This window comes from Marasmitruncus massiliensis, from assembly GCF_900186535.1.
Lineage (GTDB): Bacteria > Bacillota > Clostridia > Oscillospirales > Ruminococcaceae > Anaerotruncus > Anaerotruncus massiliensis_A.
The window spans coordinates 187,149-206,693 of sequence record NZ_FYDE01000003.1 but is presented as its reverse complement, the minus strand read 5'-3'; the positions used below and the strand labels follow the sequence as shown (position 1 = coordinate 206,693).

Genomic DNA, 19,545 nt, shown 5'->3' with positions numbered 1-19,545 from the left:
AATGTTGGGAAGTGATCTGTCATGCAAAGAATTCTGGAATACTGCTTACATATTCTTCCTTATTTTCTGTTTTCTTTCCCGTTTCTTTTTATTTTAAGGTTATTATACAGGAAACGGACAAAAAAATGGAAAAGGATCAATTTCTATCATGAAGCAGCTTTTTATCTCTTCGCAATGTTCCTGGTCGGGCTGGCTTCTCAAACAATCCTGCCCAGATTTGAAATCGGAACAGCTGGTTTTCAAATTGCATCGGTGGGGATTGGCGGGATCAATCTTCGACTGTTTCAGGTTTTCTCAGATACTTTTTACGAAGTTTTCACCAATGGGAATTGGAATTATCTAATCATCAATTTTTTAGGCAATCTGGTTATGTTTATGCCCATTGGCTTCTTTCCCCCTTTGCTTTGGAAAAAAGTAAAACTCAAGCAAGCCGCCTTTCTGGGATTTTGCATATCCTTATTGATTGAGTCGCTTCAGCTGCTGATCGCAAGAGGGTCTGACGTGGACGATTTATGGCTCAATACGCTGGGAGCTGTGATGGGGTATGCGGTGTACAAATGGTTAAGCAGGCTGGTGCCCCGCTGGACACAAAAATTCAGCCAAAAAACGTAATCGAAAAGAGCCCTGTTTCTCAATCGAAACAGGGCTCTTTTCTTGATAGCGGCAGTTTCTTATAGGCGGTACGCCCGAGCGCGTCTCTTGCTTCGTAATCGCAGACAACCGCGACGACACCGGGCGTGTGTTCCGGAGCGGTGACATCGAACGGGAAGACCTCCGCCGTCTGATTTTTGGGCAGGTGAAGCTGCGCAATCTCCCTGCGGTAATTCCCGGTCAGGCTTTCCCCGCAGCAAGCCGGCAATTTCCTGGGGCGTTCCTTGCGAAGCAGGTCAAAACGGATTAGCCAGCGAATTACCTCCGGGTCGCAGCCCCGCTCCGCCGCAAACGCAAACAGCAGGTCATAATATTCATATTTTCCCACACTGCGCTGCCTTGGCATCCGCTCTCCCAATGCCAGAAACGCCTCAAACGGGGATGGGCAGAACCGGAACAGATACTCCAGCGTCTTCTCGAACCGGCCGCTGTTGTAGTAAACCTCGGTCATCTCCTCCACCAGTTTCAAGCGGGTCAGCTCGGAAAAGGAAAGCTCCCGCGTGCACAGAATTTCATAGGGCGGGTAATCGCTGTGTACGAGCCCGTATGCTCCGCGCTGCGCATACAGCCGGGAACCGCGCAGCAGCTTCAAAAACCCCAGCTGCAGCTGTTCCGGACGCAGCGCGAACACCTCGTCGAACGACTGCCCGAACCGCGCAAAGCCCTCTCCGGGAAGCCCTGCGATCAAATCCAGATGCTGGTGGATGTTCCCGGCGGATTTGACCGCCAAAACATTCTCCCGCAATTTTGCAAAATCCGTCTTTCGGCAGACGGTCTCCATTGTTTCACCACAGGTGCTCTGCACGCCGATTTCGAACTGGAACAGACCGGGCCGCACCGTTTTCAGAAACGCGAGCTGTTCCTCTGTGAGCAGGTCGCCGCCAAGCTCCATCTGAAAACAGGTAATCCGGTTATCATGCTCCGCAAGGTAACGCCAAATCCGCAGGGCGCGTTTTGCATCGAGATTGAAGGTGCGGTCGACAAATTTGACCTGCATCACTCTGGCGTCCAGCAGCCGCTGCAAGTCTTCAAAGACCAGCGGCAGCGAACGAGCCCGTGTCGCGCGGTCTGCGGAGGACAGGCAGTAGCTGCAGCCAAACGGACATCCCCTCGTGGACTCATAATAAATCACCCGGTTTTGCAGGGCATCCAGATCCTCGTAGGGAAACGGCAGCGTATCTAAATTAATGAATCCGTCCGCGCAGAACACGCCGCGCGGACGGTCTTCGCCCAGCACACGCGCGATCTGCCCTTCCCCCTCGCCGCAAAGGATACCGTCCGCCCACTGCATGGACTGCAATTGCTTTTCCGCGTCAAAGCTGACCTCCGGCCCGCCGAGCAGGATGGATGCTTCGGGAAACAGCAGGCGCAAATCCGCACCGACGCGCCGCACCACCGCGATATTCCAGATATAGCAGGAGAACAGTACCCTGTCGGGCGCAAAGGCCGCTATTCCCCGCAGGATTTCATCCGGTGTCTGGTTGATGGTGAATTCCGCGAATTCAGCAGGGATTTCCGCGGCATCCAGCGCTTTTTTCAGAGAGCGCACAGCCAGATTGGTGTGGGAAAATTTCGCGTTGACTGCGACCAGCAGAGTTTTCAACCGTACGCCTCCTTTCTGTTTAAAACTCACGCTCGTTTTAGGGCTGATTCTGATTTTTGGGCTGTTTCATCGTCAGCGAAATCCGTTTTTTCGCCGTATCCACGCCCAATATCCAGACCGTCACGATATCTCCCACCTTGAGCACCTCGCTCGGATGCCTGATAAAACGGTTGGTAATCTGCGAGATATGCACGAGGCCATCCTGATGGACGCCGATATCCACAAACACACCAAAGTCGATGACGTTGCGCACCGTTCCCTTCAGTTCCATGCCCTCTTTCAGGTCTTTCATTTCCATGATGTCGCTGCGCAGCATCGGAGACGGAAGTTCGTCGCGCAGGTCCCGCCCGGGCTTCATCAGATCGGCGACGATATCGCGCAGGGTCGGCACGCCGATGCCGCAGCGCTGCGCCACGTTGTTTTCTCCTTCGACAGCGATCTTATCGGACAGGCCGGAAAGCCTGTCCGCGGAAACATCGTCCAATGTATAGGAAAAAAGCTCGAGCACATTCTTCGCGGCTTCATAGGATTCCGGGTGCACGCCCGTCTGGTCGAGCACATTTTTCGCGTGCGGAATGCGCAGGAAGCCGGCGCACTGCTCAAACGCCTTGGGCCCCAGTTTCGACACTTTTTTGAGCTGCGCGCGTCCGGAGAACTCCCCATTTTCCTCACGGTAGGCAACAATATTTTTTGCAACGGCAGCCGATAACCCCGAAACATAGCCAAGAAGTGCGGCAGACGCTGTATTCAGGTCCACCCCCACACGGTTTACACAGTCTTCCACCACACCGGTGAGCGTTTCATCCAGCCGTTTCGCAGGCATGTCGTGCTGATACTGCCCGACCCCCACCGATTTGGGGTCGATTTTGACCAGTTCCGCCAGAGGGTCCTGCAAACGGCGGGCAATCGAAACCGCGCTGCGCAGGGAAACATCAAATTCGGGAAATTCCTCCGCGCCCAGCTTGGACGCGGAATAAACCGACGCGCCCGCCTCGTTGACCATCATGTAGGACAGCCCACAGTCCATCTCGCGGATCAGCTCCGCCGCAAAGATTTCGCTTTCTTTACTCGCGGTGCCGTTCCCGATCGAAAGCACCTGTACACCGTGCTCCCTGATCAGCACCTTCAGAGTCTTTTTGGCCTCTTCCACCTTGTTCTGGGGCGGCGTCGGGTAGATGACCGTTGTCGCAAGCACCTTTCCGGTGGGGTCTACCACGGCAATTTTACAGCCTGTCCGGTAGGCGGGGTCAATGGCCAGAACAGTTTTACCCTTGACCGGCGGCTGCATCAGCAGCGCTTTCAGGTTGATACCGAAGTTCTTAATTGCCTGCTCATTTGCCATATCGGTCAGGTCCGAACGGATTTCCCGCTCCAGCGACGGGTGAATCAGCCGCTTATAGCCGTCCTCCAGCGCAGTTCTCACGGTATCGGTGGTCAAACTGCCTTTTTTTACAAATAGCCCGCCCAGCAGACCGCAGGCGAAATTGGCGTCAACGTCAATAGTAACCTTGAGGAATTCTTCCTTTTCCCCGCGGTTGATCGCCAAAACACGGTGGCTCGGGATTTTCGATACCGGTTCCGTGTATTCATAGTACATCGAGTAGACCGATTCTTCCTCTTTTGCCTTCACACTGTGGAGAACGGCGTTTTTCTGATAGTATTCACGCAGCAGCAGCCTGCCCTGTGCGCTGTCCGAGATTTCCTCGGCGATAATGTCGCACGCCCCGGCGATCGCATCCTCCGCCGTTAACACCTCTTTTTCCGCGTCAATAAACGGAACCGCAAGCTCTTCCAGGCTGCCGGTCTTTAAGTCCTGCGCGAAAATCTTCTGCGCGAGGGGCTCCAGCCCCCGTTCCTTCGCAACAGTGGCGCGGGTGCGGCGCTTCTGCTTATAGGGCCTGTAGATATCCTCCAGCCGCGCAAGTGTCTCCGCCGCGGCAATGTCGGCGGAAAGCTCTTCGGTCAGCTTTCCCTGTTCCGCAATAGAGGAGGTGATTTCCTCTTTGCGCTTTTGGAGGCTGCGCAGATAGGTCAGCCGGTCAGCCAGCTCCCGCAGCACCTGGTCGTCACAGGAGCCTGTTCTTTCCTTGCGGTAGCGGGCGATAAACGGGATGGTATTGCCCTCGTCAATCAGCGCGATGATGTTCTCTACCAGATTTTGTGCGATACCGAATTCGTTTGAAAGGATTGCGGAAAATTCCATGTTGAACCCACCTGTTTTATCAAAATAAAAGCCCTGCCCGCCCCATGCAGCCGGCAGAGCTTATGCGTTTAGGAATTGATTTTATTTCGCGCGTTTTTTCAGGACCAGCAATGTGATAAATCCGGCCGCTGCCAGAAAAGCACAGACGCCCGCCCAAATATAAGGATTCCCCCACGAGTATTGTGCCGCCACGAAGATCGCGGTCGGCCCGTCCGCGCCGCCGATAATCCCGATGGAGGCCGCCTCGTTTCCGGCAGTGATATTCAACTGCCCGCGCAGAGAATAGATGAAAAACGCCTTCAGCGCCGCCTGAAGCGCCAAAATAACCATGGCCAAACCCGCAAAAAAGACGGTGGCCACCTTTAAAACCCGATAACTTTTCTTCATGATTTCAGCCCCTTTTTTATAGTTTACCATAAAATGGGGAAACATTCAAACAGCGCTTTTACCGAAACAGCCTTGCAAGCGGCTCCACAACGGCCTGAAGGTCCTGAATCGCTTTGTTCAGCCCTGCGATATCCACGCTCTTCAGCGCCTCCAGCGCGCTTTTCGCCTCTTCCAGTGTTTCCGTAACGGCAGACCCGCCTTCGGCCATAAAAAGGTCCATATTTTTAAACAGATCGCCGTCCGCCAGATCATCGGTAACCGTCTCCAGATTTTGCAGAACACTGTCGGCACGCGTCAGCGTCGCGTAAATCCGGGGCAGCAGCACCGCGCCGGCGGCAAACGTCGCCAGAGTCAGAACAGCAGCCATTACCGCGCAGAATTGCACCCATAAAAGCTGTTTTCGCGCGGAGCGTTTCTGTTCGGCGGTATTTTCCTCTATCCGCCGCAGCAGTTCCGAAACCGGAAAGCTGTCGTCCGGCATCTGCTGAGATTTTGTCTCGAGATCATCCATTTTTATCTCCTCCATGCTCACAATCGTAATAATGCATCAGCGCCTGCGTCCCAGGGTCACCCATTCCGCGCTGTGCAAGGTCCTGATACATCCGGCAGACATCATTGAGAATTTCGAGTGAAATACCGGCGCACTCCGCCTCTTCCGACGCAATGGTCATATCCTTGATATAGTGTTTGATGAAAAACCCCGGCGCAAAATCGCCCTTTAAAATCCGGGGGGCCATGTTGTTCATCTGCCAGCTGCCGGCGGCCCCTGCGCCGATGCTGTCCAGCATCGTCTGTGCATCCAGCCCGACCGCCCTTGCATATGCGAGCGCCTCGCAAACGCCGGCAATTATGCCGGACAGCGCAATCTGGTTCGCCATCTTGGTATGCTGCCCGAAACCTGCCCCGCCTTCATAGATAGTATTGGTTCCCAGCGCGTCAAATAACGGTATGCACGCATCAAACGCTTCTCTGTCACCGCCAACCATAATCGAAAGGGTACCTTTCTGCGCGCCGATGTCCCCGCCGCTCACCGGCGCATCCAGCGCAAACACACCCTTTTCCCTCGCCGATTTATAAATCCGGGCACTGAGCTGCGGGCTTGTGGTGGTCATATCAATCACATACGTACCCGGTTTCACACTGCCGAGGATTCCGCCTTTGCCGAAATAGACCTCCTCCACATCTTTCGGATAGCCCACCATGGTAATGACTGCATCCACACTCCGGGCACATTTCTCAACCGTTTCACACCACAAGGCTCCTTCATGGATAACGTCCTCACATTTTGATTGTGTCCGGGAATAAATAGAAAGTTCAAACCCCTTTTTCATCAGGTTGCGCACCATACTTTTCCCCATAACACCCACACCGATAAACCCGATCCTTTTCAACTGTCTCACACTCCCGCATCTTTATTTTCTTCCGATCTATGACCGGCCAACAATCTATTTTAACGCAATTATAGCATAATCAGCCGCTGCAAAACAGTCTCAAAGCAACTGGCGGCCCGGTTTTTCAAAAAATCGCGGCCAAGCCTTTACTTTCACGCTTTTTTATATTACTATAGAAAAATAAATGTGTTTGAGGGGTTGATTGAATGGCATCCGGAACGCTGCAAATCTTCATTGCCATGACCAGTTATATGCTGATTGTGATCGGAATCGGAATCTTTTTTGCCAAGCGGGCGCAGGCCAGCAGTGAGAACTATTTTCTGGGCGGGCGGTCGCTGAACCCATGGGTAGCCGCGATGAGCGCGGAAGCTTCCGATATGAGCGGCTGGCTTTTGATGGGCCTGCCCGGCGTCGCTTACTGGTGCGGCATCTCCGACGCGGCCTGGACAGCGATCGGGCTTGGCGTCGGCACCTATATCAACTGGCTTTTGGTGGCAAAACGGTTACGCCAGTATTCCACGGTCTGCGGCGACTCGATCACTATTCCTGAATTTTTCAGCAACCGTTTCCACGAGAAGAAAAAAGTGCTCATGACAATTTCGGCACTGTTTATTTTAGTTTTTTTTACCGTTTACGCAGCGAGCTGCTTTGTAACCTGCGGAAAACTGTTCGGAACGCTGTTCGGATTTTCCTATCATTCGATGATGATCGCGGGCGCCCTGTTCGTGATCTTCTACACCTTTCTGGGTGGGTTCCTCGCTGAAAGCGCGTCCGATTTTATGCAGGCAGTCGTCATGATTTTCGCGCTGGTCACCGTAGTCATCGCCGGCACTTCCGCCGCGGGAGGTGCCGCCGCAGTGATTGAAAACGCCAAATCTATCCCCGGTTATTTCTCATTGACTTCAATCGCGGTCCCCCAGGTCGACGCAAATGGCGTTCAGCAGATTGCCAACGGCGCGCCGTTGTTCGGGAATGCCGGGAAATACGGCTTTCTCACCATCATTTCCACCCTTTCGTGGGGGCTTGGTTATTTCGGCATGCCGCAGGTTTTGCTGCGCTTTATGGCGATCCGCAGAGTGGATGAGCTCCGGCAGTCTCGCCGGATCGCTACTACCTGGTGTTTCATTTCGCTGTTTACGGCAGTCGCGGTCGGTATCATCGGCAGAGCCGTATTTCCGGCGGATCAGGCGCTTCTTACGGCGAGCCACGCGGAGAATGTATTCATTTCCCTTTCCCAGTCGCTGCTGCCTCCCTTGCTTGCAGGCATCGTTATGGCCGGTATCCTTGCTGCAACCATCAGCTCCTCCGATTCTTACCTGCTGATTGCCGCATCCGCTTTTTCCAAAAACATTTATGAGGGGATTCTCAAAAAGGACGCTTCCGATAAACAGGTCATGCGGGTCTCCCGCATTGTGCTGATTGCCATTGCGCTGCTGGGGATGGTGATCGCCTGGAACGAAAACAGCGTGATCTTCACCATTGTTTCTTTTGCCTGGGCAGGTTTTGGAGCCACTTTTGGGCCGGTTCTGCTGTTCTCCCTGTTCTGGGAGAGAATTAACCACAAAGGCGCCGTAGCCGGTATGCTGACCGGCGGCATTATGGTGTTTGTCTGGAAGCTGCTGCTGAAACCGATGGGCGGCGTGTTTGGCATTTACGAACTGTTCCCCGCTTTTGTGCTTTCGTGCATCGCAATCATCCTCGTTTCCCTTTCCACTGAAAAACCCTCACAGGAGATTGTTACGGAATTCCGGTACGCCAAAACCTATCGGGATCAGGCTTAACAAGATATAAAGCATGCGGGCGCCCACTGGGCGCCCGCATATTTATTGATCGCTTCTTGGATAAGGGTTTTTCTCGTTGGTAAGCCCGGCTAAATAATCCATACTGGTCTCCAATGCAAATGCGAGCTTTTTGCACTGTTCAAACGTCATGTACCGGCTGCCGTTTTCGATCTTCGAATAATCGCTCTGGTCAATACCGGTAAGCATTTGTATCTTAATCTGTGTAAAACCCTTTTCCCTTCGGAGTTCCCTCAAGCGGCTCATTTTCATCACCATAATTATTATGGCAAATTGACCTATTATCAATAGGGTGAAATTGACCTAAAAATTTTTATAAAGAATCCCCCGGAAAAAGCGCAATCCAAAGAGACATGATACAGGAAGTAAAAAGGAATATAAATGGGCGCAGAAAGGAGTTGTTACTTCCTTCCTGTGCCCATTTTTCAAGAAAATTCTTGGTCTTACATAACCCTGCTCGGGAAAACCGCGTCCAGAATTCCGATAACCAGCGCTCCCAGTACGGCGCCAAAAATGGATACCGACATATTGGGAACAAAAAACTGCGTCAGATAAATGATGACGGCCGAAATGAGAAATCCTTTCAACCCTTTGCCAAATGGGGACGCATCCACTTTCATAAATCTTTCAACCAGATAATCCAAAATACTGATGACGACCGCCGCAATCAGGAAGGACCACAAGCCTCTGATTGAAAAACCCGGTGTGAGGAAGGAGACAACAGCCAAGACAATTGCAATGACTACCATCCTTCCCAGCCAACGTAAAAATTCCTTTGGAGCAGATCCTTGCTCCGAAAAGCGATGTTCCATGAATCAATTCTCCTTTTATTCAAATTGTAGTTATTTGCTCATGAGTATTTTTATTGAAAACATGCCTTTTATACATTCTCAAATTTTAACATGCAAAAGAATCCCCAAAAACTTCATTATTAAAAATCTGATGAGTGGTTAAACTACTTTTATGAAAGCAAAGGAGAGTTTATTATGGATAAAAGAAAAACTGATAAATATGGAATTCCGTTGGACAATGAAGACTTTCTGCATCAAAAAAATGTCGCATCCAGCATGGACTGCACCGGTCTGATGCCGTCTAACCCCTATACTGAGGATGAAGCGGAATCTTACGGGGCACTTTATGACATTGCGCAAACGAAAGCCGGCGAACCGATTACCGATTTTTCCAATTGTGATGTTCCAAAAGGTAAAGCTTCCAATTCCTGACCAAAGAGGTGATTTTATGGAAAAATATGCGGATATGTACGCTCTCCTGAACAGCAATCGGCAGGCAAAGCAATATTTTGATTCCCTTCCCGACTATGTCCGAGAACATATCAGTACCCGTTCCGACAGTGTTCAGACGTTTGAAAGCCTGTGTGATTATGCGGAAAATTTATTGCGCGGCGATGACTGAATTTTTTTAAAGAAGCTATAATAAATACGGAGGTGATTTAAAGATGAGTACCGGCACAGTAAAATGGTTCAATGCGGAAAAAGGATTTGGGTTTATTTCGGACGACAGCGGCGGCGAGGACGCGTTCGTCCACTTTTCCGATATTGTTTCACAAGGCTACAAAACACTGAACGAGGGGCAGCGGGTTTCCTTTGAAATGGAAACTGATCCCAGGAACGGAAAACTCAGAGCTACCCGTGTAACAATCATCCAATAATTCCGCTCAGCAAGCAAAAACCGCCCCGGCAGGAGCGGCTTTTGCTTATTCGTATTAAAAGAACCGATACTCAGGTTTTTCCTCTTTAAAAAACCAATACCGTATGTAATCATCCAATGTAATTCCAATCAGCGACAGCATCCACCACACACCGAAAAACTGTGGGCATATCTGCCCCAAAAGATTCAGCGGCAGGTTGCTGTAATCCCAGATTGCAAGCCCGAGCCACCGGTTGAGAATCAGGCCGGCAACAAGTTCCACAAATGTAATGATTCCTGCCGCAATTGTCATCTGCGAAACCAATGGCATGCCCCTGTGCAAAAGGCTTTCATTGATCAGCCCAATCAATACAAAACACAGTCCTCCCACAACCGCCATTGCCATATGAGAATGTCCGCGCCAAAGAACTTCAATGAGATAATACGCAAGGCCGCCAAACAGAAAAAGATAGCAGTATTTTGTCAGCTGTCGAAAAATAGACTTCATTTCGCACCACCAATTCTCAATCAATTAAGATAAGAAATTATATGTGAAAATAATTCTATAAATTTCTTGGTAGATTAATTTTCTCAGAATGATCATGCTGATCGCATAGTTTGAAAGGAAGTTTGATATGAAAGCACACATTGATCGAAGCGGCTGCATCTCTTGTGGATTATGCATTGAGATCTGCCCCGAGGTATTTCACATGGGCACAGATGATCTGGCGGACGTTCACCAGAACCCAGTCCCCACAGAGGCAGAAAACGGTGCAATTGCTGCGCAGGAAAGCTGTCCCGTATCTGTTATTTCTGTAGAATCTTAATGTAAAAAAACCGCTTGTATAAGCGGCTTTTTTACTTCTTTTCTGTCTGATTTTCCTTGCTTCTGAAACCCGATTTTGATCCATCCCAATATATAGAGGCTGTTTTTGTTTTCAACATGTATTTTGTGATTTTCCACGTTTTCCACCATGTTTTCAACAGGCAGTGGAATTCTGCGCTTCATATTGCAGGCCGGGCGCGCATATACTCTCTTATCTGCACAGGGGTGTGATTATAATGTCCGATCTGTGGACCGTAACAATTTACGGTTTTATCGCCGGAACAGTGGGCACCGCAGCCGGAGGGTTTTTTGGCTGTTTTGTTCCGAAAAATAACCGGCGAATCAACAGTTTCATTTTGGAATATTCCGCGGGGCTGATGGTTGCAATTGTCTGCTTCGACCTCCTGCCGAGCGCTTTCGAATTTTCGTCTCTCCCATGCGTTATATTCGGGCTGATTTTCGGAGTAGCCATCATGGTTTTGTCTGATTTATGGATGGATACCTGCCAGTCTCCAAAATCCATCAGCAGCGTCAAACATACCGGCCTCGCCATTGCGCTGGGGATCGCTTTACATAATTTTCCGGAAGGGCTTGCGGTCGGGTCCGGCTATGAAGCAAGAGCCTCTCTCGGGCTTTCTCTGGCAATTGCTATTATGCTGCATGACATTCCTGAAGGGGCCTCTATCGCAGTTCCGTTACGCGCCGGCGGAACAAGCAGACGATTTGCTTTTTTCCTGACCTTCCTCTCCGGCTTACCGATGGGGTTCGGCGCTATGGCGGGCGCCTGGGCAGGCAGATCTTCAAAAGTAATGATCGCAATGTGCCTTGCCATTGCCGGCGGCGCGATGTTATATGTGATTTTCGCGGATATGCTGCCGGAGTCAAAGCGGATGTACAGCGGCAGATTCGGCTCGCTTGGAAGCATTCTCGGTATGATCTCAGGCATCATAATTTCGGTGCAACTAAAAGTTTAGCTCCTCATTCCCATAAGTCAATGCTCATCAGCAAAATGCGGCGTCGGGATCTTCCGGCACCGCATTTTGCTGTTTTATTGCATGATGGGAATGGATGGCGCCCCGGGATTCACCTGTTACCGGAATTATACGACCAGATAACAAATCGCCCTTTCCCAGCATCCCAAAACCCGCTATAATGTTCTCAGGGCTTAGGAGGTGATCCGGTGAAGATAAGCATCGAACTGGTCAATGATTTAGCGGAGGATGAAGTGCTGATCCGGTGCAGACGGGTAGATGATGCCATTCAAAAAATTCACCAGTATATTCTGGAACAGTCGCAGTCGGGAGCGAAGATTGTTTTCTATAAAGAAAATCAGGAATTTTATTTTCCGCTGACTGATATTCTGTTTTTCGAAACCGAAGGTGACCATATCTATGCGCATACCGCCAATGATGCCTATCTTATTAAATACCGCCTGTATGAGCTGGAGCAAATTCTTCCAAGGTATTTTGTGCGGGCGGCAAAATCAACGATCGTCAATGTAACCAAAGTGTATTCCATCACACGTAATCTCACCGCATCAAGTCTGGTCCAGTTTGTTAACAGCCATAAGCAGGTTTACGCGTCGCGATATTACTTTCAGGAATTGCGGCAGCGGATCAATGAAAGGAGTACTTATGAAAACTAGGAATTGGTTTTGGGGAATTTTCTTTATTCTGTCGGCGGTCTTTGTCATTGCCAGCCAGACAAACGCATTTGTTCAGATTGGGGTAATGAGTATCCTTGCGACCGTCTTGCTGGCGGCGCTCCTGATCCAAAGTTTGGCTAATCTGAATTTCTTCGGGATATTTTTATCGTTGGCATTTCTTTACGTTATCTATCGCAAGCCCCTTGGCTTAATCGAGATCTCTTTATGGCTTCTGATCACTGCCGCGCTGTTTGCAGGCATGGGTTTCAGCTTTCTTTTCCATAAGCATCCGCACGGGACGGCACATTGGTATCATGACAAAGAGCAGTTTCACCAGACGGTTGAAACCGTTGATGACAATAACCCGTCTGCCAAGGTAAACTTCGGGGCAACCAGCAAGTATCTGCATGCCGACCGGCTGAAAAACGGGCAGTTTGTGGTTTCCTTCGGCGCGCTGGAATTGTTTTTTGATCAGGTCCAGCTCGACCCAGAAGGCGCGGAAATCTATCTTGACTGCAATCTGGGTGCAATCAAATTGTATATTCCCAAGCATTGGTCTGTAACGAACAAAATCCACACAGGCCTTGGCTCGGTTGAGAATGACGTCAGGTTTGCCACTCCCCCTGAAAATGCGCCCACGCTGACGCTGACGGGCAATGTGCAGCTGGGCGCCGTGGAAATCCATTATATTTAAGCAAAATCCCGCCCATGAGCAAGCCGTGGGCGGGAAAACATCTCTATACATCTATCCGCATGTTTGGGCCATGGTCACGCGAAAGCAACTTTTTCATGGCCGGCAAGGGGTGTACTTGAATGATAACATGCTATACAGTAAAAACTATAGTATGGCGGTCCACTTTTTGCGATTGGATAAAACGGCCATAGTTTCAAAGGAGGTTTTGATGTGAACCCGGGACAGGAACAATTCTTCAATTTCCTGATGGAGCGCATACAGGATGAACACAAAAATACCGCAAAAGAGATGATGGAGGAAAATTTCAGGCAGCAAGCGGCCGGAACATTTACGCGTGAACATATGGCTGAAACTCAAGCGGCCCTTATAAAACTGCTCAAGCCGCAATATGTGGCGGAAGTGAAAGCCGCAATGGCGCATTTCGCCTCTCAAATGAGCTGAACGGATATCGTAACATTTGTAAGAAAAGCCCGGGCATCGTTCATACGAACGTATGCCCGGGCTTCTATAAAACTTTACATATGAAATCGCGCCGTAAAAAATCGAAACCTAGCATCTGACATTTCTGCGCTTGAATCCCAGCCGCCCTTTGGCTGCGGCTTTTTGGATTTCGTCAGCCGCCACAGGGACGCTGCATTTGGTCTTGCCTCTGAACACATCTACGGCACCAATGGCATTTGCGACAGAAACTGCTTTTTCATGCAGTGGGACATAAGAAACGCCAACGGTCAAAACGAAATGATTCATGGCGTATTTAACGCGGTCAGGGCTGCTGTGAATCGTTTTCTCTACCGTTTCAAGCATCGTGTTCAGCTTTTCCCTGTCAAACTCCTCATCCTTGCGGCTGCCCAGCAGCCAGCAATAACAACTGTATCCGGCGGACATATACAATTCTTCGCCGGTTGCAATCCAGCTGTCCGAAACAGCCTGCGCATACTCTGTTTCCGCAAGCGTCACAGCCACGATAAAATCTGAAATCATATAAAAATAAGCGCTTACCATCCACCTGTCAAAATCCGCTTCGGTCATGGCTTTGGGGTCAGCAACCATACCGGCCAGATACATGGCGTCATAATTACCGGTAGCGTAAAGCTCCTCCGCAAGCGCCTGATTGATCCTGATTTTCTTGGCGATCGGCTTCATTGCACCTGTCGCAACTCCAAAAAGAGGCTCATGCGCACCCTGCTGCATGTATACTTTTTTCGTCCGCTCCGTACCTAATGATTCAAGTTCTTTCAAAATTGTTTGAACATCCATGAAAATCCCCCCTTTGGTTTACAAACACTCATCCTGTTTCATTATGCCACGGAATCTGCATTTGAAATCAAAGCATATCTCCTTTTTACTTACTGTTCAGTTCTATTTTTCCATGTATTTTTTCATATTCATCGACACAGTTCCGAATGAGAATCAAAATCTGGCTGTTTGCTGAACGTCCCTCATAGTCTGCCACAACATGCAGTTTGTTTAGCAACTCCTCGTCAATCCTGATGGAAAGGCTTTTGGTAGACATAAAACCACCTCAAAATAAACATATTATGTATTTATTTTAAAGCCTTTATATGTTATAATGTGAGATATAGATACAAAATATATCCAAAAAGCATCCGCTGGAGGAAGAGTTTATGCCAGATTACAAAGAACTGTATTTTAAGATGTTCAGGGCATCGGAGCAGGCGGTGAATGTCCTGATCGCGGTGCAGAGGGAATGTGAAGAGCTTTACATTTCCTCATCTGAACCGGACTGCAAAGTGATTCGGTTATCAGCAGAAACCGACAAGGGCGCGGATGAGGAGTAATTCCAAATCCACGCCCTTACATATAAAAACATAGCTTCTTTTGGCGGAAAGCTATGTCCTGTCTGGTCCGAGTGGAATTATAGGACTTGGAAAAACCCAGTAATATCAATGGTTTGTGGGCAATCGATAAGTAGTATTTACAAAATTGTTTTTTGGCGAATGTACATTATGCAAGCGCATAGGACATACGAAAAGGGAACCTGATCGGGTTCCCTTTTCGTATGTTTGTAATGTGTTCAATTTCACGTACCTAACACTATTTCAATCCACAGCCATAGCTGACACTTTAAGATTAACATAGACTTGCTTCGGATTTTGTCGAAAATGCGGTGATTTTTATAAAATACTCAGTGTAAGGTAGGTGAATATTTTAGACAAATAAAGAATAGTATATTAGTGAGGTGAAAAGTATGATGATTCGAGCGCCGACTATACGTGAATATGTTTTTAAGAAGTTAGGTAAACGAAAAAGACCGTCGACAAAAATCGACGGTCTTTTCAATGCGAGCCCCGCTGTATTAAGATATCCTCAATTTTTTAGTTGGGATTTGAACTTTCACTTTCATTCCTTAAATGCCTTTTCCAACGAAAGCGTAAGCTACCTATTTCTATCAATATATCAAAATATAATGCTCCAGTCAAACAATTAAGCCATAACTGCAAGTGGAGGCGATTGTCCCATATGCGGTGGCTTGAATAATTGTGTTTGTAAGCTTGGGTGCTTCAAATATACACTTATCTTTCGTGTGAACTCAATTGCCGTTGGAATTGCCAACAACTTACGAAACAGATTATCAGGAGACGCTTTGCTTATCCCATCGCCCATTAATGGAGCATCCCCTTGGTGGAGCGGCTTACAGACTGTCACAAATGTCCCACACTGCGTTTCTAGGACATCCTTGGTGTCTACGGCTTCCTCTTGCGTTGCGATGCCTACAGCGGGGTGACAGTGGTCGCATTCTTCTGCTACGGTTTCTTGCGTTGCCGCTTCAAAGACTTCTGTTGCAATGGCTTTCATAAGAGCCAGCTTGGAGAGTTTTTTCTCCGCAGCCAGTTTAATATAAAAAGACCGCTGTTCATCTGTGTTGCAGCAGTCTAAAATTACAGCGTTCTGTGTCCATCCGAGAGCCTGTGCCTTGTGCAACAGCTCCGGCTGATTTTCATAAGTCTGGTAAAAACCACGCATTCTACGAAGGTTGCGCATTGAGAAGCCGCCGAGCTGCGGTAGTTTTTCCGCAAGTAGTTCTGCCAGATGTGCTACAAATGCTTTTTCACCTTGCTGACAGATGCATTTGCCAATCAGGCTGTACAGTTCTGTCAGTTGAGCATTGGTGGGTTGAGCATTGGTGGGTTCAGCATTTTTTCCGTAACAGCTTTCAATGGCAGATACGATCTGTTCCACATAAGTCGCGCTTTCATTTTTCAGTGTTTTCACGGGGCTTCTCCTTTCCAGCTCGTATGAGCTTTTTTATGTATCCGGCAGAAGTTCTGCCGGTGGGGATTCAGTGCTTATCAGCACCAATTTCACTTGAATGTTCTTAGTTTGGATTCTTCGGTTCCTGTTCCGATTGTACCGGCTCTGTGGATGGCTTTATTGCTAACCGCTGGCATATTTTCTTAGAAAGATATAGCCTGCCAACAGGGGTAAACAGCATATAGACACCGCCGTGCTTACCGTTCGTATATTCCTTCAACTCCGCAAAACCGCTGGTTACCATAAAGGCATAGGGCATCAACAGCCTTTTGGGGGTGCGGTAGGCAAAGCCCATTTCCACCAACAGATAAGTAAACAGCTTTTCAGGGATGTGCAGTTCCTTAGCAGTCTGGCGGATGTTGGTCAGCACATTGGTTTCTACCAAGGCATTGTAGTATTCAGCCTTTGGCTGCATATCAGTGATTTTTGTTTCCAGTTGCTTTAGCTCATGGAACAGCTTTGCAGCATAAGTGGGATTAGTCATGAGTTGATCCAGAGTATCCGGTGTGATGTATGCGCCGTGCTTGCGGATAGTTGGCAATACAATTTCCACCACCCATGCCTCAAAGTCGACAGCGGATGGAAGCTTGGAGCGGAAGATGAGCCGGTAAACATCTGGTTCGGGAATGAATACCAACTCCTGCATCCCTCCATCTGTAGGGGTGGGATGTTTCATCCCACCCTTTGTATGACGGTGAACGGCTTTATGCGGCTCCTGATAGCCCAGCGCCTTTGCCACATCGCTGCCGCAGAAAAGAATATGCCCACTGTCATCCACCGTAGTTCTAATTTTACCGAATTCGCTATTTTCAAAGATTTGCAGTTTCATATAGTTTTACCTCTTTTCTTTCAAAAGTAAAGGCAGAGCCATTTTTCTTGGCTCTGCCTTGTGTAAATTCTGCTTTCTGCTGTTATGAGGCTGTGTTCAGCTTCTTCACCTTAGGGAAAATGCTTTGCTCATAGTTGAGTCCACATTCAAAGATGATTTCCAGCCTATCCTCACCCATAACCTTGATGGTGTCGATGAGCTGGCGGACGAGGGTGTCATTGTAGATATCACTTTGCTCCGGTTCGTTTTCGAGGATTTCCGTGATAACTGCCAGCCGATTTTCAATGGTGTTTTCCGTATTGCACGATTGCCGATATTCTGTCAGCATATCGCAGAGCGCTTTGATTTCGTCTGACATGGCTCGAAGCCGCCCCTCATTTTCGCCCACGGTGTTGTTGCCAATACTCTGCGCTACCAGCTCCATGGTCTGCGCCTTTAGCTCTGCGATGCGGTTTTCTATTTGATCCACATCCACGTCGCCCTTGGCGTTATCCCGAAAGGTTTGGGTAAGCTGTGCGGTAAGATATGGGATCATTTCATGGCGGCTGCCCCTTGTGGCGTTAATCGCCTGCATGATTGCTTCGTGGAGACTGCTCTCGTCTATGGTCACCGAGTCTTTGCAGTATTTTGTGCCGTAATCTAGGCGGCTGATGCAGCGCCATACAATCTGTTTTTCGCCGTTGCGCTTGGTCCATGTTGTCCGTTTGTAGGGCGTGAGACATTCTCCGCAGATTAAAAGTTCGCTCAGCGCATATTTTGCACTGTACTTGCTCTGCTCGGTAACGCTTGCCTTGGACACCTTGCGCTTACTGCCGCGCCGTGACCGCTCCTGCTGGGCACGGTCATAGATCTCTCGGCTGACGATGGCTGGGTGATTGTTTTTAATCAGGATTTTGGGCAGCTCACCGTTATTTTTCTTTACCTTTTTACTGATTGGGTCGGTAACATAGGTTTTTTGCAGCAGTACATCGCCGCAGTAACGCTCGTTTTGGAGGATACCTCTCAGAGTGCTTTCTGTCCATTCGCCGCTCTTGGAGTGAGATTTGATACCATCGGCATAAAGGATTTTGGCTATGGCTCCGATGCTTTCGCCTGCAAGGTAGCTGGTATAAATCCGCTTAATAATCTCAGCTTCCTCGGGGATGACCTCCGGCTGACCGTCTGCACCTTTTTTGTAGGCATAGCACTTCTCATATTGGAAAAACACCTTACCCTCCTGCATCGCCATGCGTTTGCCCATTTTGACATTGAGAGAGAGGGAGTTGAGTTCCTCTTGGGCAAGGCTGGCAAGGATCGTGAGCACCACTTCGCTGTTTTCCTCCAGCGTATTGATGTTTTCCTTTTCGAAGATAACGCCCACACCCATCGCCTTGAGCTTACGAACATAGCCGATACTGTCCAGCGTGTTTCTTGCAAATCGGCTGATGGACTTGGTAATAATGAGGTCGATTTTCCCCTTTTTGCAGTGGCGAATCATCTTCATAAAATCGGGGCGTTTTTCTGCCGAAGCCCCTGAGATACCCTCGTCTGCATATGTTCCCGCCAGTGTCCATTGGGGAGTGCGCATAATGAGGTCGGTGTAATAGCTTTTCTGTGCATGGAAGCTGGTGAGCTGTTCTTCAAAATCCGTGGACACACGGCTGTAGGATGCCACACGCATCTGACGGTTTCTTCGCCCTTGCAGCGATAGGCTTTCCGATGCCGGTATGACGATAATTTCTCTTTCTGTGTTACTCATAATTTTGCACTCCTTTCTCCGCTGTGGGAAGCGATATGGTCTGTCCATTTTTAAGTATGAGGGCTGTTGCTGTTGTATGTGCAAGATTTATCTGTGCCGTTATTTCCTTTAGCAGTCTGCTGTTAAGCAAGGAGTCTGAAAGCTGTGCGATTTTTGCTTGTAGTTCCTTTTCATCGCAGTGAGTGTCTTGTATGAGGGCATATTTTTGCGAGGCAAGTGCCATGATGCTTTGCTGAAGCTCAGCAAGGTTGGGGGCTGGCTGGTTCAGCGCAAGGTCGATTTGATTCTGCAACCGCACCACCCCGAGGTCAACCTGCTCTTGGGTAGCCTGCCGAGCTTTTGCAAGCTGCCTGTTGGCAGTAAGGTGATTTTGCAGCTTTTCGATCCCTGCCAGCAGTGTTTCATCGGTCATTGCCACTGCGATATGCTTTCCATCGTTGGGACAGAACCACCGTTCCTCACCGGAGGTTTTCAGGCGCCGCTTTACCTGCGCACCGCAGATGCCGCAGGTAAACAGTGGCTTGAGCAGCTTTATGTCTGCCGATTCGGTGTGGGTATAGGGCTTTGCCATCTGCTGCGCCGCATGGGAAAGGCTGTTTTCTATGATGGCAGGATATTTCTCTGTGCCAAGGTAGTTCTGATTTTGCAGGATACGAGCCACCATGTTTTTGTTCCACTGCGGTTTATCCGGCATATACCGTACTCCCGATTCGGTGAGCTGCTCTGCGATTTTCTTGTAGGACAGCCCCTCGGCATATCGGCTGTAAATCCTGCGGATAATTTCAGCTTCCTGCGGCTGAGTGGTTATTTTACCGTTTTCAACTTTGTACCCATAAGGTAAATATCTGTTTTGTGCCAT

The 19,545-nt window shown here is 49.1% G+C and carries 25 protein-coding genes; 11 read left to right on the top strand and 14 right to left on the bottom strand.

Going from position 1 to position 19,545, the window contains the following annotated elements; translation table 11 throughout:
- Positions 1 to 21 precede the first annotated feature (21 nt).
- Positions 22 to 612 carry a VanZ family protein gene (locus C1A10_RS02225; RefSeq protein ID WP_101908671.1) on the top strand — a complete coding sequence of 197 codons (591 nt, stop codon included), beginning with the start codon at positions 22 to 24 and terminating at the stop codon, positions 610 to 612.
- A 19-nt stretch (positions 613 to 631) separates the two neighbouring features.
- Here the strand turns inward: C1A10_RS02225 and C1A10_RS02220 are convergent, their stop codons facing one another.
- The 5 genes from C1A10_RS02220 to C1A10_RS02200 form a co-directional block, all read right to left on the bottom strand.
- Positions 632 to 2,254 (bottom strand): B12-binding domain-containing radical SAM protein, encoded by a 1,623-nt coding sequence (locus tag C1A10_RS02220; RefSeq protein ID WP_145997681.1) that lies wholly within the window; start codon positions 2,252 to 2,254, stop codon positions 632 to 634.
- Positions 2,255 to 2,291: 37 nt separating this feature from the next.
- Entirely contained in the window at positions 2,292 to 4,457 is a 2,166-nt protein-coding gene (locus tag C1A10_RS02215; RefSeq protein ID WP_101908669.1) for a Tex family protein, read from the bottom strand.
- Positions 4,458 to 4,538: 81 nt separating this feature from the next.
- Positions 4,539 to 4,844: a sodium ion-translocating decarboxylase subunit beta gene (locus C1A10_RS18685; protein WP_242968804.1), complete on the bottom strand. Its 306-nt coding sequence runs from the start codon at positions 4,842 to 4,844 to the stop codon at positions 4,539 to 4,541.
- Positions 4,845 to 4,902: 58 nt separating this feature from the next.
- The gene (locus C1A10_RS02205; RefSeq protein ID WP_101908667.1) at positions 4,903 to 5,355 is read right to left on the bottom strand and encodes a hypothetical protein; all 453 of its coding nucleotides are present in this window, start codon (positions 5,353 to 5,355) and stop codon (positions 4,903 to 4,905) included.
- Positions 5,348 to 6,235: an NAD(P)-dependent oxidoreductase gene (locus C1A10_RS02200; RefSeq protein WP_101908666.1), complete on the bottom strand. Its 888-nt coding sequence runs from the start codon at positions 6,233 to 6,235 to the stop codon at positions 5,348 to 5,350. Before C1A10_RS02200 ends, C1A10_RS02205 begins: the two co-directional genes overlap by 8 nt.
- A gap of 206 nt (positions 6,236 to 6,441) precedes the next feature.
- Here C1A10_RS02200 and putP point away from each other — a divergent pair, with 206 nt between their 5' ends.
- Complete coding sequence (gene putP / locus C1A10_RS02195; RefSeq protein ID WP_101908665.1) at positions 6,442 to 8,016, top strand: sodium/proline symporter PutP; 1,575 nt, start codon at positions 6,442 to 6,444, stop codon at positions 8,014 to 8,016.
- A 42-nt stretch (positions 8,017 to 8,058) separates the two neighbouring features.
- Here putP and C1A10_RS02190 read toward each other — a convergent pair whose 3' ends face one another.
- Together C1A10_RS02190 and C1A10_RS02185 are read right to left on the bottom strand one after the other, a co-directional pair.
- Positions 8,059 to 8,280, bottom strand: a complete 222-nt coding sequence (locus C1A10_RS02190; protein WP_101908664.1) for a helix-turn-helix domain-containing protein — start codon at positions 8,278 to 8,280, stop codon at positions 8,059 to 8,061.
- A 197-nt stretch (positions 8,281 to 8,477) separates the two neighbouring features.
- A complete protein-coding gene (locus C1A10_RS02185) occupies positions 8,478 to 8,846 on the bottom strand; it encodes a phage holin family protein (RefSeq protein ID WP_101908663.1) in 369 nt (122 codons plus the stop codon).
- 174 nt (positions 8,847 to 9,020) lie between these two features.
- On the opposite strand from C1A10_RS02185, the gene C1A10_RS02180 reads away from it, so the two are divergent.
- From C1A10_RS02180 to C1A10_RS02175, 3 genes are read left to right on the top strand one after another with little or no spacing between them, the layout of a single operon-like run.
- Positions 9,021 to 9,257, top strand: coding sequence for a hypothetical protein (locus C1A10_RS02180; RefSeq protein ID WP_101908662.1), 237 nt, complete (start codon positions 9,021 to 9,023; stop codon positions 9,255 to 9,257).
- 16 nt (positions 9,258 to 9,273) lie between these two features.
- Entirely contained in the window at positions 9,274 to 9,447 is a 174-nt protein-coding gene (locus C1A10_RS18320) for a hypothetical protein (RefSeq protein ID WP_180950947.1), read from the top strand.
- 43 nt (positions 9,448 to 9,490) lie between these two features.
- Positions 9,491 to 9,703, top strand: coding sequence for a cold-shock protein (locus C1A10_RS02175; protein WP_101908661.1), 213 nt, complete (start codon positions 9,491 to 9,493; stop codon positions 9,701 to 9,703).
- Positions 9,704 to 9,757: 54 nt separating this feature from the next.
- Here the strand turns inward: C1A10_RS02175 and C1A10_RS02170 are convergent, their stop codons facing one another.
- A complete protein-coding gene (locus tag C1A10_RS02170) occupies positions 9,758 to 10,189 on the bottom strand; it encodes a putative ABC transporter permease (protein WP_101908660.1) in 432 nt (143 codons plus the stop codon).
- Positions 10,190 to 10,316: 127 nt separating this feature from the next.
- Here C1A10_RS02170 and C1A10_RS02165 point away from each other — a divergent pair, with 127 nt between their 5' ends.
- The 5 genes from C1A10_RS02165 (at position 10,317) to C1A10_RS02140 (ending at position 13,287) form a co-directional block, all read left to right on the top strand.
- Entirely contained in the window at positions 10,317 to 10,508 is a 192-nt protein-coding gene (locus C1A10_RS02165; RefSeq protein ID WP_101908659.1) for a ferredoxin, read from the top strand.
- Positions 10,509 to 10,743: 235 nt separating this feature from the next.
- Positions 10,744 to 11,481 (top strand): ZIP family metal transporter, encoded by a 738-nt coding sequence (locus C1A10_RS02155; RefSeq protein ID WP_101908657.1) that lies wholly within the window; start codon positions 10,744 to 10,746, stop codon positions 11,479 to 11,481.
- A 206-nt stretch (positions 11,482 to 11,687) separates the two neighbouring features.
- The gene (locus tag C1A10_RS02150) at positions 11,688 to 12,152 is read left to right on the top strand and encodes a LytTR family DNA-binding domain-containing protein (RefSeq protein WP_101908656.1); all 465 of its coding nucleotides are present in this window, start codon (positions 11,688 to 11,690) and stop codon (positions 12,150 to 12,152) included.
- Entirely contained in the window at positions 12,142 to 12,846 is a 705-nt protein-coding gene (locus tag C1A10_RS02145; RefSeq protein WP_101908655.1) for a LiaF transmembrane domain-containing protein, read from the top strand. Before C1A10_RS02150 ends, C1A10_RS02145 begins: the two co-directional genes overlap by 11 nt.
- Before the next feature lie 210 nt (positions 12,847 to 13,056).
- A complete protein-coding gene (locus C1A10_RS02140) occupies positions 13,057 to 13,287 on the top strand; it encodes a hypothetical protein (RefSeq protein WP_101908654.1) in 231 nt (76 codons plus the stop codon).
- 108 nt (positions 13,288 to 13,395) lie between these two features.
- On the opposite strand, the gene C1A10_RS02135 is transcribed toward C1A10_RS02140, so the two are convergent.
- Together C1A10_RS02135 and C1A10_RS18185 are read right to left on the bottom strand one after the other, a co-directional pair.
- On the bottom strand, positions 13,396 to 14,103 hold the full coding sequence (locus C1A10_RS02135) for a DNA alkylation repair protein (RefSeq protein WP_101908653.1): 708 nt from the start codon (positions 14,101 to 14,103) through the stop codon (positions 13,396 to 13,398).
- Between the two features lie 85 nt (positions 14,104 to 14,188).
- Positions 14,189 to 14,359, bottom strand: coding sequence for a type II toxin-antitoxin system antitoxin (locus C1A10_RS18185; RefSeq protein WP_145997680.1), 171 nt, complete (start codon positions 14,357 to 14,359; stop codon positions 14,189 to 14,191).
- Positions 14,360 to 14,471: 112 nt separating this feature from the next.
- Here C1A10_RS18185 and C1A10_RS18315 point away from each other — a divergent pair, with 112 nt between their 5' ends.
- On the top strand, positions 14,472 to 14,645 hold the full coding sequence (locus C1A10_RS18315) for a hypothetical protein (RefSeq protein ID WP_180950946.1): 174 nt from the start codon (positions 14,472 to 14,474) through the stop codon (positions 14,643 to 14,645).
- Between the two features lie 646 nt (positions 14,646 to 15,291).
- Here C1A10_RS18315 and C1A10_RS02125 read toward each other — a convergent pair.
- The 4 genes from C1A10_RS02125 to C1A10_RS02110 form a co-directional block, all read right to left on the bottom strand.
- On the bottom strand, positions 15,292 to 16,080 hold the full coding sequence (locus C1A10_RS02125; protein ID WP_101908651.1) for a DUF1016 N-terminal domain-containing protein: 789 nt from the start codon (positions 16,078 to 16,080) through the stop codon (positions 15,292 to 15,294).
- 103 nt (positions 16,081 to 16,183) lie between these two features.
- Positions 16,184 to 16,948: a BRO family protein gene (locus C1A10_RS02120; RefSeq protein WP_101908650.1), complete on the bottom strand. Its 765-nt coding sequence runs from the start codon at positions 16,946 to 16,948 to the stop codon at positions 16,184 to 16,186.
- A gap of 82 nt (positions 16,949 to 17,030) precedes the next feature.
- The gene (locus tag C1A10_RS02115) at positions 17,031 to 18,686 is read right to left on the bottom strand and encodes a recombinase family protein (RefSeq protein WP_101908649.1); all 1,656 of its coding nucleotides are present in this window, start codon (positions 18,684 to 18,686) and stop codon (positions 17,031 to 17,033) included.
- Positions 18,679 to 19,545, bottom strand: coding sequence for a recombinase family protein (locus tag C1A10_RS02110; RefSeq protein ID WP_101908648.1), 867 nt, complete (start codon positions 19,543 to 19,545; stop codon positions 18,679 to 18,681). The genes C1A10_RS02115 and C1A10_RS02110 overlap by 8 nt, the downstream gene beginning before the upstream one ends.